This window comes from Caballeronia sp. GAWG1-5s-s (assembly GCF_023631445.1).
Lineage (GTDB): Bacteria > Pseudomonadota > Gammaproteobacteria > Burkholderiales > Burkholderiaceae > Caballeronia.
The window spans coordinates 90,176-106,233 of the sequence record NZ_JALQDC010000006.1 but is presented as its reverse complement, the minus strand read 5'-3'; the positions used below and the strand labels follow the sequence as shown (position 1 = coordinate 106,233).

Annotated in this window: 11 protein-coding genes; 7 read left to right on the top strand and 4 right to left on the bottom strand. The window is 63.4% G+C overall.

Features of this window, described 5'->3' with window-relative positions:
- The first annotated feature begins 45 nt into the window (after positions 1 to 45).
- Positions 46 to 423: a 30S ribosome-binding factor RbfA gene (rbfA, locus tag NCR34_RS08425; protein ID WP_175940501.1), complete on the top strand. Its 378-nt coding sequence runs from the start codon at positions 46 to 48 to the stop codon at positions 421 to 423.
- Positions 424 to 1,356, top strand: a complete 933-nt coding sequence (truB, locus tag NCR34_RS08420) for a tRNA pseudouridine(55) synthase TruB (protein WP_250499574.1) — start codon at positions 424 to 426, stop codon at positions 1,354 to 1,356.
- A gap of 80 nt (positions 1,357 to 1,436) precedes the next feature.
- Here the strand turns inward: truB and NCR34_RS08415 are convergent, their stop codons facing one another.
- The 4 genes from NCR34_RS08415 to NCR34_RS08400 all read right to left on the bottom strand — a co-directional run bounded on the left by NCR34_RS08415 (position 1,437) and on the right by NCR34_RS08400 (position 6,458).
- Positions 1,437 to 2,996 carry a DHA2 family efflux MFS transporter permease subunit gene (locus NCR34_RS08415; RefSeq protein WP_248319990.1) on the bottom strand — a complete coding sequence of 520 codons (1,560 nt, stop codon included), beginning with the start codon at positions 2,994 to 2,996 and terminating at the stop codon, positions 1,437 to 1,439.
- A 24-nt stretch (positions 2,997 to 3,020) separates the two neighbouring features.
- Positions 3,021 to 4,283, bottom strand: coding sequence for an HlyD family secretion protein (locus tag NCR34_RS08410; protein ID WP_250499573.1), 1,263 nt, complete (start codon positions 4,281 to 4,283; stop codon positions 3,021 to 3,023).
- Positions 4,284 to 4,335: 52 nt separating this feature from the next.
- The gene (locus NCR34_RS08405) at positions 4,336 to 5,859 is read right to left on the bottom strand and encodes an efflux transporter outer membrane subunit (protein WP_250499572.1); all 1,524 of its coding nucleotides are present in this window, start codon (positions 5,857 to 5,859) and stop codon (positions 4,336 to 4,338) included.
- A gap of 86 nt (positions 5,860 to 5,945) precedes the next feature.
- Positions 5,946 to 6,458, bottom strand: coding sequence for a MarR family winged helix-turn-helix transcriptional regulator (locus tag NCR34_RS08400; protein WP_175940496.1), 513 nt, complete (start codon positions 6,456 to 6,458; stop codon positions 5,946 to 5,948).
- A gap of 325 nt (positions 6,459 to 6,783) precedes the next feature.
- On the opposite strand from NCR34_RS08400, the gene typA reads away from it, so the two are divergent.
- The 5 genes from typA (at position 6,784) to zapE (ending at position 15,935) form a co-directional block, all read left to right on the top strand.
- The gene (gene typA, locus NCR34_RS08395; protein WP_248319987.1) at positions 6,784 to 8,607 is read left to right on the top strand and encodes a translational GTPase TypA; all 1,824 of its coding nucleotides are present in this window, start codon (positions 6,784 to 6,786) and stop codon (positions 8,605 to 8,607) included.
- 365 nt (positions 8,608 to 8,972) lie between these two features.
- Entirely contained in the window at positions 8,973 to 11,834 is a 2,862-nt protein-coding gene (locus tag NCR34_RS08390) for a 2-oxoglutarate dehydrogenase E1 component (protein ID WP_250499571.1), read from the top strand.
- Positions 11,835 to 11,916: 82 nt separating this feature from the next.
- The gene (odhB, locus tag NCR34_RS08385; RefSeq protein ID WP_250499570.1) at positions 11,917 to 13,230 is read left to right on the top strand and encodes a 2-oxoglutarate dehydrogenase complex dihydrolipoyllysine-residue succinyltransferase; all 1,314 of its coding nucleotides are present in this window, start codon (positions 11,917 to 11,919) and stop codon (positions 13,228 to 13,230) included.
- An 87-nt stretch (positions 13,231 to 13,317) separates the two neighbouring features.
- Positions 13,318 to 14,748, top strand: coding sequence for a dihydrolipoyl dehydrogenase (lpdA, locus tag NCR34_RS08380; protein ID WP_250499569.1), 1,431 nt, complete (start codon positions 13,318 to 13,320; stop codon positions 14,746 to 14,748).
- Between the two features lie 89 nt (positions 14,749 to 14,837).
- Positions 14,838 to 15,935, top strand: a complete 1,098-nt coding sequence (gene zapE, locus NCR34_RS08375; protein ID WP_250499568.1) for a cell division protein ZapE — start codon at positions 14,838 to 14,840, stop codon at positions 15,933 to 15,935.
- Positions 15,936 to 16,058 lie beyond the last annotated feature (123 nt).

Genomic DNA, 16,058 nt, shown 5'->3' with positions numbered 1-16,058 from the left:
CCTTTTTCTTTGGCGCGGCGATAGAGAAGGGAAGGAACCAAGATCATGGCTAAAAGACGTACGTCCACGAATCGCAACGTGCAGATTGCGGACCAGATTCAGCGCGATCTCTCGGAACTGATGCGCGAGGTGAAGGACCCGCGTATCGGCCTCGTCACGATGCAGAGCGTCGAGCTGACGCCCGACTACGCGCACGCGAAGGTCTACTTCACGACGCTCACGGGCGATCCCAAGCAGACCGAAGAGGCGCTCAACCACGCAGCCGGTCATCTGCATAACCTGCTGTTCAAGCGACTGCACATTCATACGGTGCCGACGCTGCATTTCCACTACGACAAGACCATTGAGAAGGCCGTCGAGATGTCGCGCCTGATCGACGAAGCCAACGCGACGCGCGCCAAAGACGACGAAGAAGGTGCGTGAGTGAAAGGCGGTCCGAAGATCCCGCGCCGCGCGCTCGACGGCGTGTTGCTGCTGGACAAGCCGCTCGGTTTGTCGAGCAACGACGCGCTCATCAAGGCGAAGCGCCTTTATCTGGCGAAGAAGGCGGGTCACACGGGCACGCTCGATCCGCTTGCCACCGGCCTTTTGCCGCTGTGCTTCGGCGAGGCGACGAAGTTCTCGCAAGACTTGCTCGAAGCTGACAAGACGTACGAAGCGACGATGCGCCTCGGCATTCGCACGACGACGGGCGATGCCGAAGGCGAGGCGGTCGAGACGCGTGATGTCCTGTGCGACGAAGCGGCCGTCGAAGCGGCGATGCAGCGGTTTCTCGGCGACATCGTGCAAGTGCCGCCGATGTACTCGGCGCTCAAGCGCGACGGCAAGCCGCTCTACGAATACGCGCGCGCCGGGCAGACGGTCGAGCGCGAAGGCCGTCACGTCACGATTCACGCGTTGAGAATGATCGCCTGCGCGCTGCCGCTCGTGACGTTCCGCGTGACCTGCAGCAAGGGCACGTATGTGCGGACGCTGGCGGAAGATATCGGCGAGGCGTTGGGCTGCGGCGCGCATCTGACGGCGCTGCGTCGCACCCGAGTCGGCGCGCTGACGCTGGAAGGCGCGGTGACGCTGGATGCGTTAGCCGCTGCGGCCGAGCCGGAGCGCGATGGCTGGCTGCGTCCGGTCGATGCGCTGTTGTCGACGTTCCCGGCCGTGCATCTGCGCGACGACGCGACGCGGCGCTTCCGGCACGGTCAGCGGCTGCGTCTGGATGAACTGAGCGAACCGGCGTCCGTTTGGCAAGCTGAGGACACGCGAGTGCGCGTCTACGACGATGCGGGCAAGCTGCTCGGCGTCGCGCGAGCAGCGGAGGGCGTGCTCGCCCCTGAGCGGTTGGTGGTGAGCGGGTCTTGACTGACCGCCGCGAGCGCATCCACAAACAAAAAAGGAGAGGCCAGTGCCTCTCCTTTTTCATTTCCGTCGATGCATTCCGTTCAATGCGCCGCCGATGCCGCCGCTGCCGAATCGCCGCCGCCCGAGCGTTCGGGACGCGTGATCCAGATCAGCGCGATCAGCGCCACGAATATTCCGGCCGAGATATAGAACATGTCGTTCACGCCGAGCTGCGCGGCCTGCTGCGTCGCCATGCTGTTGAAGAGCCCGTAAGTCTGCTCCTTGGACATGCCGAGCGCGCTCATCTGCTGCATGGAATTGGCGAACGTCGGGTTGTACGAGTTCGCCTGTTCGACCAGTTGCGCGTGATGCACGATCGAGCGATGTTCCCACGCCGTCGAAAAGATCGACGTGCCGATGCCGCCGCACATGATCCGCACGAAGTTCGACAAGCCGGACGCAGCAGGGATGCGATGCCCCGGCAAGCCCGACAGCGTGATCGACACGAGCGGAATGAAGAAGCCCGCCATGCCGATGCCCTGAATGAGCGTCGGCAGCGTAAGCGTCCACGTATCGACGCCGGTCGTGTAGCGCGAACGCATCCAGAAGCAGAGCGCGAACACGAGGAACGCGGCCGTCGCGATGCGCCGCGGGTCCGTGCGCGGCAGGAACTTGCCCGTGATCGGCGAAAGCAGAATGGCGAACACGCCGACCGGCGCCATCACCAGCCCGGCGTTCGTCGCCGTGTAGCCGATGTCCGTTTGCAGCCACAGCGGCAGGAGCACGAGATTGCCGAAGTACAGCCCGTAGCCGATCGACAGCGCAATGGTGCCGCCCGTGAAGTTGCGCAGTTCGAAGAGCGACAGGTCGACGACCGGATGCTCCGCCGTCAGCTCCCACACGATGAAGAACGCGAACGAAATGACCGCGATCAGCGCCAGCACGACGATGGTCGTCGAGTTGAACCAGTCGAGGTCCTTGCCCTTGTCGAGCATGATCTGCAACGAGCCGACCCAGATCACGAGCAGCCCGAGGCCGACCGTGTCGATGGGCGCCTTGCGGATCGCGGAATCGCGGTCGCGGAAGATGGCGAACGTGGCGAGCGCCGCTGCGATCCCGACCGGAATGTTCACGTAGAAGATCCACGGCCACGAGATGTTGTCGGAGATCCACCCGCCGAGCACCGGCCCCGCGACCGGCGCGATGAGCGTGGTCATCGACCACATCGAGAGCGCCATCGGTGCCTTCTCGCGCGGATAGCTCGCGAGCAGCAGCGTCTGCGACAGCGGGATCATCGGGCCGGCGACCGCGCCTTGCAGGACGCGCGCGGCCAAGAGGAACGGCAGCGTCGGCGCGAGACCGCACAGCCACGACGCGAGCACGAACAGAATGATCGAGCCGAGGAACAGGCGCACCTGTCCGAACCGCTGCGTGAGCCAGCCCGTCAGCGGCACCGAAATGGCGTTGGCGACCGCGAAGGACGTGATGACCCACGTGCCCTGATCCGACGACACGCCGAGATCGCCGGAGATCGACGGAATCGAGACGTTTGCGATCGACGTGTCGAGCACGTTCATGAACACCGCGAGCGACACGGCGATCGTCCCGATGACGAGCTTGCCGCCCGAAAGCGGCGGATGGACGACGTTAGCTTGAGACATGTGTTGGTTCCGCGAAGCGGCCGCTTACATCAGCTTGGCGGCCGACGCGGACTTCGTCGCGTTGCCGCGCGCAGCCGCGGGCGAGCCCGTGCCTTGCGTGCCCGCGCCGCCGCCCGCGTTCTGCTGGATGATGCGCGCGATTTCCGCGTCGGCCTGGGCGCCGTACTTGTCGAACACGTTCGTCTGATAGACGGTGTTCGGCACGTTGCCCAGCTGGCCGCCTTGCTCGTCCTTGATGGTGACGTCGACGTTCATCGACAGGCCGATACGCAGCGGATGCTGTTCCAGTTCCTTCGGATCGAGTTCGATGCGCACCGGCAGGCGCTGCACGACCTTGATCCAGTTGCCGGTCGCGTTCTGCGCGGGCAGCAGCGAGAACGCCGAACCCGTGCCGGCCGAGAAGCCGATGACCTTGCCGTGGAACACGACGCCCGAGCCGTACAGATCGGCCGTCAGCTCGACCGGCTGGCCGATGCGCATGTGCTTGAGCTGCACTTCCTTGAAGTTCGCGTCGACCCACACGCCGTTGAGCGGCACGATGGCCATCAGCGGATTGCCCGGCGCGACGCGCTGGCCGACCTGCACCGAACGCTTCGCGACATAGCCCGTGACCGGCGCGGGCAACGTGTTGCGCGCGTAGTTGATATACGAGTCGCGCACCTTCGCGGCAGCGGCGAGTACGTTCGGGTGGTCCGCGATAGTCGTGTTCGCCGTCAGTGAGCGGTTCGAGGCCAGTTCCTGCTGCGCGGCGTCGAGCGCGGCCTGCGCGCTGCGCACGGCATCGCGTGCGTGCGAGATTTCTTCCTGCGAGACCGCGCCCGTTTGCGCAACCGTCAGGCGGCGGCGCAGGTCGTCTTGCGCGCGCGACAAGTCCGACTTGCGCAGCGCGACTTGCGCTTCGTACTGGTTGTTATTGACGAAGAACGTGCGAACCTGCCGCACCGTCTGCGCGAGATTCGCTTCCGCCTGATCGAGCGCGACTTTCGAGTCCGCCGGATCGAGCGCGACGAGCGGATCGCCGACCTTCACAGTCTGCGTGTCGTCGGCGTTCACCGATACGACCGTGCCGACCACTTGCGGCGTGATCTGCACGACGTTGCCGTTGACGTACGCGTCGTCCGTCGACTCGTGGAAGCGGGCGACGAGGAAGTAGTACAGGCCGTATGCGATCGCGGCGATGAGGATGACGAGAACGATCAGCGTCATCAGCATGCGGCGCTTGCCACTGCTCTGCTTCGGCGCAGGCGTAGCTGTAGGCGCAGCGGCGGTTTGTTGAGGGTCGCTCATGAAGGGCTCCGAAAATTCCGTTTTGGTCTTGATGCGTGTTCTTTTGAGTCGCTCAGTGCGACGGCGCGGCTTGGTCTGCAGCCTGCCGTTGCCCGCTGCCGTCGATGGCGAGATTCGTGCTCGTGGCGTCGAAACCGCCGCCGAGCGAACGAATCAGCGCGATCTGCAGGTCGGTGCGCTTCAGGCGCAGGTTCGTCACCGTCTGCTCGTTCGCGAGGCGGTTTTCGTCCGCCGTGAGCACTTGCAGTTGCGGCGATAGGCCGGCCTTGTAGCGGATCACCGCCAACTGATACGCGCTCGTCGCAGCAGCGAGCGCGCGTTGCGCGTCGGCCATCTGCCTGTCGAGCGAGCGGATCGCGGAGATGTTCGTCGCCACGTCGTTCAGCGCGTTCACGAGCGTCTGATTGTAGTTGGCGACGACATTGTCGAAATCGGCGTAACGGCCTTTCAGCTGCGCGCGCAGCGCGCCCGCGTCGAAGATCGGCAGGTGAATGGCCGGTCCAGCCTGAATCTGCCGGCTGCTCGCCATCAGGAAGCGGCTCCATCCGAACGCGTCGAAACCGAAGCTCGCCGCGAGATTGATGTCGGGAAAGAACTCGGCCTTCGCTTCCGCGATGTCATGCGTGGCCGCTTCGACCTGCCAGCGCGCCGCGACGATGTCCGGGCGGCGCGAGATGAGGTCGGCCGGCACGTTGTCCGGCAGCGTCACGTTGACGTTCGGATCGATCACCGGATTGGCGATCTGCAAGCCGCGGTCCGGGCCCTTGCCGAGCAGCGCCGCCAACTGATAGCGAACCGACTGGATCTGCCCGTCGAGTTCGCTCAGGTTCGTCTGGCTCGTCGCCACGTTGCCTTCGGCGGTGCGGCGTTCGACGTTCGTATCGAGGCCCGCGGTCACGCGTCCGCTCGTGATGCGGCCGACGTCCTGGCGATTGGCGATTTCGCGCTGCGTGACGTCGCGCAGCGCGTAGAGCAGGGCAAGCTGGTTATACGTGCGCGCCACCGACGCGGCGAGCGTCACGCGCGCCTGCTGCATGTCCGCCTCGGCCGCTTTCTGTTGCGAGACGGCCATGTTCAGGCGCGAGCGGTTCTTTCCCCACAGGTCCAGGTCCCACGACGCGCTGGCGAGCACGTTGTTCTCGCTGAACCACGTGCCACCGTACGGCGGCGGGAAAAGGGCGTTGGCCGAATAGAGCTCGCGCGTCCATGAATACTGCGCGTTCACGTGCGGGTAAAGCGTCGAGCGCGAGCTTTCGATATACGACGATGCCTTCGCGATGCGCGCCTGCGCCTGCGCGATGCTCGGATTGTCCGCGACGGCTTCGTCGATCAGTTGCGGCAACTGCGGGTCGCCGAACTGCTTCGCCCAGTCGAGGCTCGGCCACTGGCCGCCTTGCCCCGGCACGCTTTGCGTCGACTGCAAGGCGTCGGGCGTGGTGATCTGCTTGTCGCTCGAGATGCCCGCGTAATTCGCGCAGCCGGCGACCGCGAGCGCGGCCACGGCGGCCGCCACGGCGCTCTTCGCGCCGCGCAGGGCGCTTTTCGGCCTGCACGTGGACAAGGAAAGGTGTTTCATCGCTCGTCTCTTGAGATGAGTGTTAAAGATGGACGTTGCAACCAATTCTTGGGTGGTCAAGCTGGATTCCCCGGTCCATTTGCTTGTCAGCGCAATGGCATACCAGGCTTATCATTGCCGCCCGCAGGACACGCGGCAGGATCGCACGTGTTGGCGAGAATGCGGCGGAGCATGCTCTTCAGAAAGCCGACTTCCTCGGGGGTGAAGCCCGCGAGCAACGCATCCAGCACGCGCGTGAAGATGGCCGGCACCTTTTCCGCCATCGCGCGGCCGTCCGCTGTCAGCGCGAGACGCACGACGCGCCGGTCTTCCTCGCTGCGCACGCGCGAGAGCAGGCCGCGCTTTTCCAGACGGTCGATCAGGCGCGTGACCGCGCTCGCGTCGATGCCGTATTCCCGCGCTATATCCGCCGCCGTCAGGCACTTGCCGACCGCCAGCATGAAGACGATGCTGGCCTGCGTGCTCGTGATGCCGAGTTCGGACGTGGTGTGCTGCGTCACCATGTTCCACAGCGTCGAGCGCACGCGGCTCAGCAAATAGCCGACGCTTTCGCTCAACACGTAGTTGTCAATCGCCGTGGGTTTCGGAGCGTCGCTCATGGAAAATTTTGTGCGAGTGCAATAGTTGACTAGGCAGGATTATAGGGGCGTCAATCCGACGCTGCAACAGTCTTTTCTGAGAATGCTTAACAATCGGCGCGGGAGCGCAGTGCTTTGTAGACGCAGTTCGATGCTGACACGTCAGCGTGCTATAATTTTCGGTTCTCACCGCGCCGGGCCCGAAGAGTCATTCCAGGCAGTCACGAAGCAGTCACGCAAATCGAAAGCGTGACGTGACGCTTATCCGAGGGTCTGCCGAGCCATCAGCCATTGAGCGTTCTGCTTGGCGGCCCTCGCTCCGACGGCGCACAACCAAGATACTCTTATGACTCGCGCCCTCCGCAATATCGCCATCATTGCCCACGTCGACCACGGCAAGACCACGCTCGTCGACCAGTTGCTCCGTCAATCGGGCACGTTCCGGGAAAATCAACAAGTCGCCGAGCGCGTCATGGACTCGAACGACATCGAAAAGGAACGCGGCATCACGATTCTCGCGAAGAACTGCGCGGTCGAATACGAAGGCACGCACATCAATATCGTCGACACGCCGGGACACGCCGACTTCGGCGGCGAAGTGGAGCGCGTGCTGTCGATGGTCGATTCCGTGCTGCTGCTCGTCGATGCCGTCGAAGGCCCGATGCCGCAAACGCGCTTCGTCACGAAGAAAGCGCTGGCGCTCGGTCTTAAGCCGATCGTCGTCATCAACAAGGTGGACCGTCCGGGCGCGCGTATCGACTGGGTGATCAACCAGACGTTCGATCTGTTCGACAAGCTCGGCGCCACCGAAGAACAGCTCGATTTCCCGGTCGTCTACGCGTCGGGCCTGAACGGCTACGCGAGCCTCGATCCGGAAACGCGCGAAGGCACCATGCGTCCGCTCTTCGAAGCGATTCTCGAACACGTGCCGGTGCGCCCGGCCGATCCGGACGGCCCGCTGCAGCTTCAAATCACCTCGCTGGACTACAACACGTACGTCGGCCGTATCGGCGTGGGCCGCATCGCGCGCGGGCGTATTCGCCCCGGCATGCAGGTCGCGGTGCGCTCGGGTCCGGACGGCGCGATCCTTAATCGCAAGATCAATCAGGTGCTGTCGTTCCACGGCCTGGAGCGCGTGCAAGTCGAGGAAGCGCAGGCCGGCGATATCGTGCTGATCAACGGCATCGAGGAAATCGGCATCGGCGTGACGATCTGCTCGCCGGAGAATCCCGAGGCGCTGCCGATGATCACCGTCGACGAACCGACGCTCACGATGAACTTCCTCGTGAACTCGTCGCCGCTCGCGGGCAAGGAAGGCAAGTTCGTGACGAGCCGCCAGATTCGCGACCGTCTCACGAAGGAACTGAACCACAACGTCGCGCTGCGCGTGAAAGATACCGGCGACGAAACGACGTTCGAAGTCTCGGGCCGCGGCGAACTGCATCTGACGATTCTCGTCGAGAACATGCGCCGCGAAGGCTATGAGCTTGCCGTGTCGCGTCCGCGCGTTGTGCTGCAGGAAATCGACGGCGTGAAGTGCGAGCCGTATGAGAACCTGACGGTCGATATCGAAGACCAGCATCAGGGTGGCGTGATGGAAGAGCTCGGCCGCCGCAAGGGCGAAATGCTCGACATGACGTCCGACGGCCGCGGCCGCACGCGCCTCGAATACAAGATTTCGGCGCGCGGGCTGATCGGTTTCCAGAGCGAGTTCCTGACGCTCACGCGCGGCACGGGTCTGATGAGCCATACGTTCGATTCGTACGCGCCCGTCAAGGAAGGCTCGGTCGGCGAGCGCCGCAACGGCGTGCTGATCTCGCAGGACGACGGCGCGGCTGTCGCCTATGCGCTGTGGAAGCTGCAAGACCGCGGTCGCATGTTCGTGTCGCCGGGCGATGCGCTCTATGAAGGCATGATCATCGGCATTCATAGCCGCGACAACGACCTCGTCGTGAATCCGATCAAGGGCAAGCAGCTGACCAACGTGCGCGCCTCCGGCACCGACGAAGCCGTGCGCCTCGTGCCGCCGATCCAGCTTTCGCTCGAATACGCGGTCGAATTCATCGACGACGACGAACTCGTCGAAGTGACGCCGCAGTCTATTCGTCTGCGCAAGCGTCACCTGAAGGAACACGAGCGCCGTCGCGCGAGCCGCGAATCGGCGGAGTAAATCGTCTCCGACGTTGCAGTCCAAAAGCCGCCTTCGGGCGGCTTTTTGCATTCGATGCTTGCCTGCATGCATTAAAGAATCGCCAGCCGAGGCCGACAATCACGCATGGCCGGCGCTCTTGCATCGACCGCAAATGCCCGCACATGCCCGCACATGCCCGTTGCAGAGGGGCGAATGCCTGCGCAACGGTGCGACGTCCGGTCATATGACGAATGCATCTGTGCTATGCTATTCGGATTAGCTGTCGCTTTTTAGGTCCTTCCAAGCAGACTTGATTCGCGCAATCCGCTAAACGGTCAGGCCGTGTCGCGGAAGGTTTTGTAACCCGCACTTCCTCGAGAAACTCGAAGAAAGGTGAGCGTAAAATGATGAAGCAATTCCAGTCGAACTCCTATTTGTTCGGCGGTAATGCTCCGTACGTCGAAGAGTTGTACGAGGCATATCTCGATAATCCCGCGTCAGTGCCCGAGACCTGGCGAGCCTATTTCGACGCGTTGCAGAACGTGCCCGCGTCGGACGGCACGAATCACAACGACGTGGCCCACGGCCCGATCGTCGAGTCGTTTGCCCAGCGCGCGAAGTCCAACGGCTTCGTTCAGCGCGAAGGCGCCACCGAAGATCTCGCTACCGCGCGAAAGCAAGTCTACGTTCAGTCCCTCATCGGCGCGTATCGCTTCCTCGGCTCGCAATGGGCCAATCTCGATCCGCTCAAGCGCCGCGAGCGTCCGCATATCCCCGAACTCGAGCCTGCGTTCTACGACTTCACCGAAGCCGACATGGACCAGACGTACAGCGCCACGAACCTGTATTTCGGTTTCGAGCGCGCGACGCTGCGCGAGATCGTCAAGGCATTGCGTGACACGTACTGCGGCACGATCGGCGCCGAGTACATGTACATCAGCGATCCGGAACAAAAGCGCTGGTGGAAGGAGCGTCTCGAGTCCATCCGCTCGACGCCGAACTTCTCGAACGACAAGAAAAAGCACATCCTGAACCGCCTGACGGCCGCGGAAGGACTCGAGCGTTTCCTGCACACCAAGTACGTCGGCCAGAAGCGTTTCTCGCTGGAAGGCGGCGAAAGCTTCATCGCGTCGATGGACGAAGTCGTGCGTCACGCGGGCAAGAACGGCGTGCAGGAGATCGTCATCGGCATGGCGCACCGTGGCCGTCTGAACGTGCTGGTCAACACGCTCGGCAAGATGCCGGCGGACCTCTTCGCCGAATTCGAAGGCAAGCACGTGGACGACCTGCCGGCCGGCGACGTGAAGTACCACAAGGGTTTCTCGTCGGATGTCGCGACCGAAGGCGGCCCGGTGCACCTGTCGCTCGCGTTCAACCCGTCGCACCTCGAAATCGTCAACCCGGTGGTCGAAGGTTCGGCGAAGGCGCGCATGGATCGCCGCGGCGATGAAGAAGGCCTGCAAGTCCTGCCGGTGCAGATCCACGGCGACGCGGCCTTCGCGGGCCAGGGCGTCGTGATGGAAACGCTGAACCTCGCGCAAACGCGCGGCTACGGCACGCACGGCACGCTGCATATCGTCATCAACAACCAGATCGGTTTCACGACGTCGGACCCGCGCGATTCGCGCTCGACGCTGTATTGCTCGGACGTCGTCAAGATGATCGAAGCGCCGGTGCTGCACGTGAACGGCGACGATCCCGAAGCGGTCGTGCTCGCCACGCAGCTCGCGATCGACTTCCGCATGAAGTTCCACAAGGACGTGGTGGTGGACATCGTCTGCTTCCGCAAGCTCGGCCACAACGAGCAGGACACGCCGGCGGTCACGCAGCCGCTGATGTACAAGACCATCGCGAAGCATCCCGGCACGCGCGCGCTGTACGCGGAGAAGCTGGTGCAGCAAGGCGTGATCACGGCCGAAGACGCCGACAACTACGTGAAGGCGTACCGTCAGGCGATGGACGAAGGCCATCACACCATCGACCCGGTGCTCTCGAACTACAAGAGCAAGTACGCGGTCGACTGGGTGCCGTTCCTGAACCGCAAGTGGACCGACGCCGCCGACACCGCCGTGCCGCTCGCCGAACTGAAGCGTCTCGCCGAGCGCATCACGACGATTCCGGAGAACTTCAAGCTGCATCCGCTCGTCGAGCGCGTGATCAACGATCGCCGCGCGATGGGCCGTGGCGAAGCGAAGCTCGACTGGGGCATGGGCGAGCATCTCGCGTTCGCGTCGCTGGTGGCATCGGGCTATGCCGTGCGTCTGACGGGCCAGGACTCGGGCCGCGGCACGTTCACGCACCGCCACGCGGTGCTGCACGACCAGAACCGCGAGCGCTGGAACGACGGCACGTACATTCCGCTGCAGAACATCGCGGACAACCAGGCGAAGTTCACGGTCATCGACTCGGTGCTGTCGGAAGAAGCGGTGCTCGGCTTCGAGTACGGCTATTCGACCGCCGAACCGAACACGTTCGTCGCGTGGGAAGCGCAGTTCGGCGACTTCGTGAACGGCGCGCAAGTGGTGATCGACCAGTTCATCTCGTCGGGCGAAGTGAAGTGGGGCCGCGTCTCCGGCCTCACGATGATGCTGCCGCACGGCTACGAAGGCCAGGGTCCGGAGCACTCGTCGGCGCGTATCGAGCGTTTCCTGCAACTTTGCGCGGACCACAACATGCAAGTGGTTCAGCCGACGACGCCGGCGCAGATCTTCCATCTGCTGCGCCGTCAGATGATCCGCCTGTTCCGCAAGCCGCTCATCATTGCCACGCCGAAGTCGCTGCTGCGTCACAAGGAAGCGGTGTCGGACTTGTCGGAGCTGGCGAAGGGCTCGTTCCAGCCGGTCATCGGCGAAGTGGACGAAAGCATCGACGCGAAGAAGGTCAAGCGCGTGATCTGCTGCTCGGGCCGCGTGTACTACGACCTCGTCGCGCATCGCCGCGAAGCGAAGGCGAACGACATCGCCATCGTGCGTATCGAGCAGTTGTATCCGTTCGCGCACAAGCAGTTCGACGCGGAACTCAAGAAGTACGAAAACGCGACCGAAGTGGTCTGGGTGCAGGACGAGCCGCAGAACCAGGGTGCCTGGTTCTACATCGAGCACCATCTGCGTGAAGGCATGAAGGAAGGGATGAAGCTGGCGTACAGCGGCCGTCCCGCTTCCGCCTCGCCCGCGGTCGGCTACTACGCGAAGCACTACGAGCAGCAGAAGGCGCTGGTTGAAGGCGCGTTCGGCCGCCTGAAGGGTGCGCAGACCATCGCGAAGTAATCGTTGCCTGATCGGACCGGCGTGCGGCAAGCGCGCCGGTTCCGACGCTCGTACACACAGAACGCATTAGGACAATACAGAAATGGCTATCGTAGAAGTCAAGGTTCCCCAGCTTTCCGAGTCGGTCTCGGAAGCCACCATGCTGCAATGGAAGAAGAAGCCGGGCGAGGCAGTCGCCCAGGACGAAATCCTGATCGAAATCGAAACCGACAAGGTGGTGCTCGAAGTGCCGGCGCCGTCGGCTGGCGTGCTCGCGCAAGTCATCAAGCATGACGGCGATATCGTCACCGCTGACGAGATCATCGCGAAGATCGACACCGAAGCGAAGGCAGGCGAAGCGCCCGCAGCCGCCGCCGCTGGCGACGCCGAAGTGAAGCCCGCGCCGCAAGCCGAGCCGGCCGTGGCGTCGTCGTCGGCGACCGCGCAAGCGACCGCCTCCGCGACGGGCGGCTCGGTCGCGGGCGGCGCGGCATCGCCCGCCGCGACGAAGATTCTGGCCGAGAAGGGCGTGTCCGCCGACCAGGTGTCGGGCTCGGGCCGCGACGGCCGCATCACGAAGGGCGACGCGCTCGCCGCGCAAGCCGGCGCACCCGCCGCCGCCAAGGCACCGGCTCCGGCCGCTGCGCCCGCGAAGGCCGCGAAGCCTTCGCTGCCGCAAGTCAACGCGCCCGCATCGGCGGATCAGTGGCTGAAGGATCGCCCGGAACAGCGCGTGCCGATGTCGCGTCTGCGCGCGCGTATCGCCGAGCGTCTGCTCGAATCGCAGCAAACCAACGCCATTCTGACGACGTTCAACGAAGTCAACATGGCGCCGGTCATGGACCTGCGCAACAAGTACAAGGACCGCTTCGAGAAGGAACACGGCGTGAAGCTCGGCTTCATGTCGTTCTTCGTGAAGGCCGCCGTCCACGCGCTGAAGAAGTTCCCGCTCGTGAACGCATCTATCGACGGTAACGACATCGTTTATCACGGCTACTTCGACATCGGTATCGCGGTCGGTTCGCCGCGCGGTCTGGTCGTGCCGATCCTGCGCAACGCGGATCAGATGAGCCTCGCCGACATCGAGAAGAAGATCGCCGAATTCGGCGCGAAGGCGCGCGACGGCAAGCTGTCGATCGAAGAAATGACCGGCGGCACGTTCTCCATCTCGAATGGCGGCGTGTTCGGCTCCATGCTCTCGACGCCGATCATCAACCCGCCGCAGTCCGCCATTCTCGGCGTGCACGCGACGAAGGAACGCGCTGTGGTCGAGAACGGCCAGATTGTGATCCGTCCGATGAACTACCTCGCGCTGTCGTACGACCACCGCATCATCGACGGCCGCGAAGCCGTGCTGTCGCTCGTCGCCATGAAGGACGCGCTGGAAGATCCGGCCCGTCTGCTGCTGGACCTGTAAGAACAAAGTGCCTTCGGTGCGCGCGATAGGCTCGCGCGCACCGCTCGAAGGCGTCTCCGCAAGAGCGGGGTCTACTCAAGGAAAGTCATGTCCAAGGAATTTGATGTCGTCGTGATCGGCGCGGGCCCGGGCGGCTATATCGCGGCGATTCGCGCAGCGCAACTCGGCAAGACGGTTGCGTGTATCGAGAAGTGGAAGAACCCGGCCGGCGCGCTGAAGCTCGGCGGCACCTGCCTGAACGTGGGCTGCATTCCGTCGAAGGCGCTGCTCGCGTCCTCCGAAGAATTCGAAAATACGTCGAAGCATCTGGCGGATCACGGCATCAGCGTGTCGGACGTGAAACTCGATGTGTCGAAGATGCTCGCGCGTAAAGACGGCATTGTCGAAAAGATGACGAAGGGCATCGAGTTCCTGTTCCGCAAGAACAAGATCACGTGGCTCAAGGGTCACGGCAAGTTCACCGGCAAGAACGCTGCCGGCGTGCAGATCGAAGTGTCGGGCGAGGGCGAAACGGAAACCGTCACGGCGAAGAACGTGATCATCGCGACGGGTTCGAAGGCGCGTCATCTGCCGGGCATTCCGGTCGACAACAAGCTGATCGCCGACAACGAAGGCGCGCTCTCGTTCGACTCGGTGCCGAAGAAGCTCGCCGTGATCGGCGCGGGCGTGATCGGTCTTGAACTCGGCTCGGTGTGGCGTCGTCTGGGTGCCGAAGTGACGGTGCTCGAAGCGCTGCCGCAATTCCTCGCCGCAGCGGATGATTCGCTCGCGAAGGAAGCCGCCAAGCAGTTCAAGAAGCAAGGTCTCGACATTCACCTCGGCGTGAAGATCGGCGAAGTAAAGACGACCGGCAACGGCGTGTCGATCGCGTACACGGACAATCAGGGTAACGCGCAAACGCTGGAAGCGGACCGCCTGATCGTCTCCGTCGGACGCGTGCCGAACACGGACAACCTCGGTCTGGAAAGCATCGGCCTGAAGGCGAACGAGCGCGGCTTCATCGACGTGGACGATCACTGCGCGACGAGCGTGCCGGGCGTGTACGCTATCGGCGACGTCGTGCGCGGCCCGATGCTCGCGCACAAGGCGGAAGACGAAGGCGTGGCGGTGGCGGAAATCATCGACGGGCAAAAGCCGCATATCGACTACAACTGCGTGCCGTGGGTCATCTACACGGAACCGGAGATCGCGTGGGTCGGCAAGACCGAGCAGCAACTCAAGGCCGAAGGCCGCGAGATCAAGACCGGCCAGTTCCCGATGATGGCCAATGGCCGCGCGCTGGGCATCGGCCGGGCGGAAGGCTTCGTCAAGATGATCGCGGACGCGAAGACCGACGAGATTCTCGGCGTGCATATCATCGCAGCGGACGCGTCGGATCTGATCGCGGAAGCAGTGGTCGCGATGGAGTTCAAGGCGGCGTCGGAAGACATCGGCCGCATTTGCCATCCGCATCCGTCGCTGTCTGAAGTGATGCGCGAAGCGGCGCTCGCGGTCGACAAGCGCGCGTTGAACATGTAATTCGGCTCGACTTCGGGCAACAAGCAGGGCATCGCACACGAAGGCGAGCGGATCAAACCGCTCGCCTTCGTCACATCGAACGGCAGAAGATGAACGTCACCGAATACTACGAAAACGAACTGCGCACGCGGGGCTACCAGTCCGACGAAGCGCAGCTGGCGGCGGTCGCTCGCCTGCAACGCTGCTACGAAGAATGGGTGGCGTACAAGGCGCGACGCTCGAACGCGATCCGGAAGTTTCTGGTGCATCCGGAACTGCCGCGCGGTGTGTACATGTGGGGCGGCGTCGGGCGCGGCAAAAGTTTTCTGATGGACAGCTTCTACGCCGTCGTGCCGGTGCAGCGCAAGACGCGCCTGCACTTTCACGAGTTCATGCGCGAAGTGCATCGGGAACTGGAGGAGCTGAAGGGGCAAGCCGATCCGCTCGATGAACTGGCGCGGCGCATCGCGAAGCGTTATCGGCTGATCTGCTTCGACGAATTTCACGTGTCGGATATCGCCGACGCGATGATCCTGTATCGCCTGCTGGACCGCCTGTTCAACAACGGTGTGCAGTTCGTGATGACGTCCAATTACGAACCGGACACGCTGTATCCGGAGGGCTTGCACCGCGACCGACTGCTGCCGGCCATCGAGTTGCTCAAGAAGAATCTCGACGTCCTGAATGTCGACGCGGGCACCGATTATCGCAAGCGCACGCTGTTGCAAGTGCAGGCGTATCACACGCCGCTCGGCGCGGCGGCGGACAAGGCGCTGCGCGCGGATTACGCGAAGCTCGCCGCCGTTCCTGACGAAAGCCCGATCCTGCATATCGAAAAGCGCGAGATCAAGGCGCTGCGCAAAGCGGATGGCGTAGTGTGGTTCGACTTCGCGACGCTCTGCGGCGGTCCGCGCTCGCAGAACGACTATCTGGAGATCGCGAACCGCTTCCACGCGGTCATCCTGTCGGACGTGCCGCAGATGTCGCCGCGCATGGCGTCGGAAGCGCGCCGCTTCACGTGGCTCATCGACGTCTTCTACGACCACAAGGTCAAGCTGCTGATGTCGGCGGCGGTGCCGGCAGAGGACTTGTACGTTGAAGGGCCGATGGCGAACGAGTTCGCGCGCACGGTGTCTCGCATCGTCGAAATGCAGTCGCAAGAGTATTTGGAGGCGCCGCGGCGGCTCGCGAACATTTCGCTCAAGTGAGCTAATACGAGAATCAAAAACAGGCGTCTAGCCAAATGGCACAAGGCTTTCGCCGGGTTTTCAAGATTAGGACCTCTCTGATTTGCCGGTTGAAGGGCACTCGGTATCGTTCTGGCCAGTTAA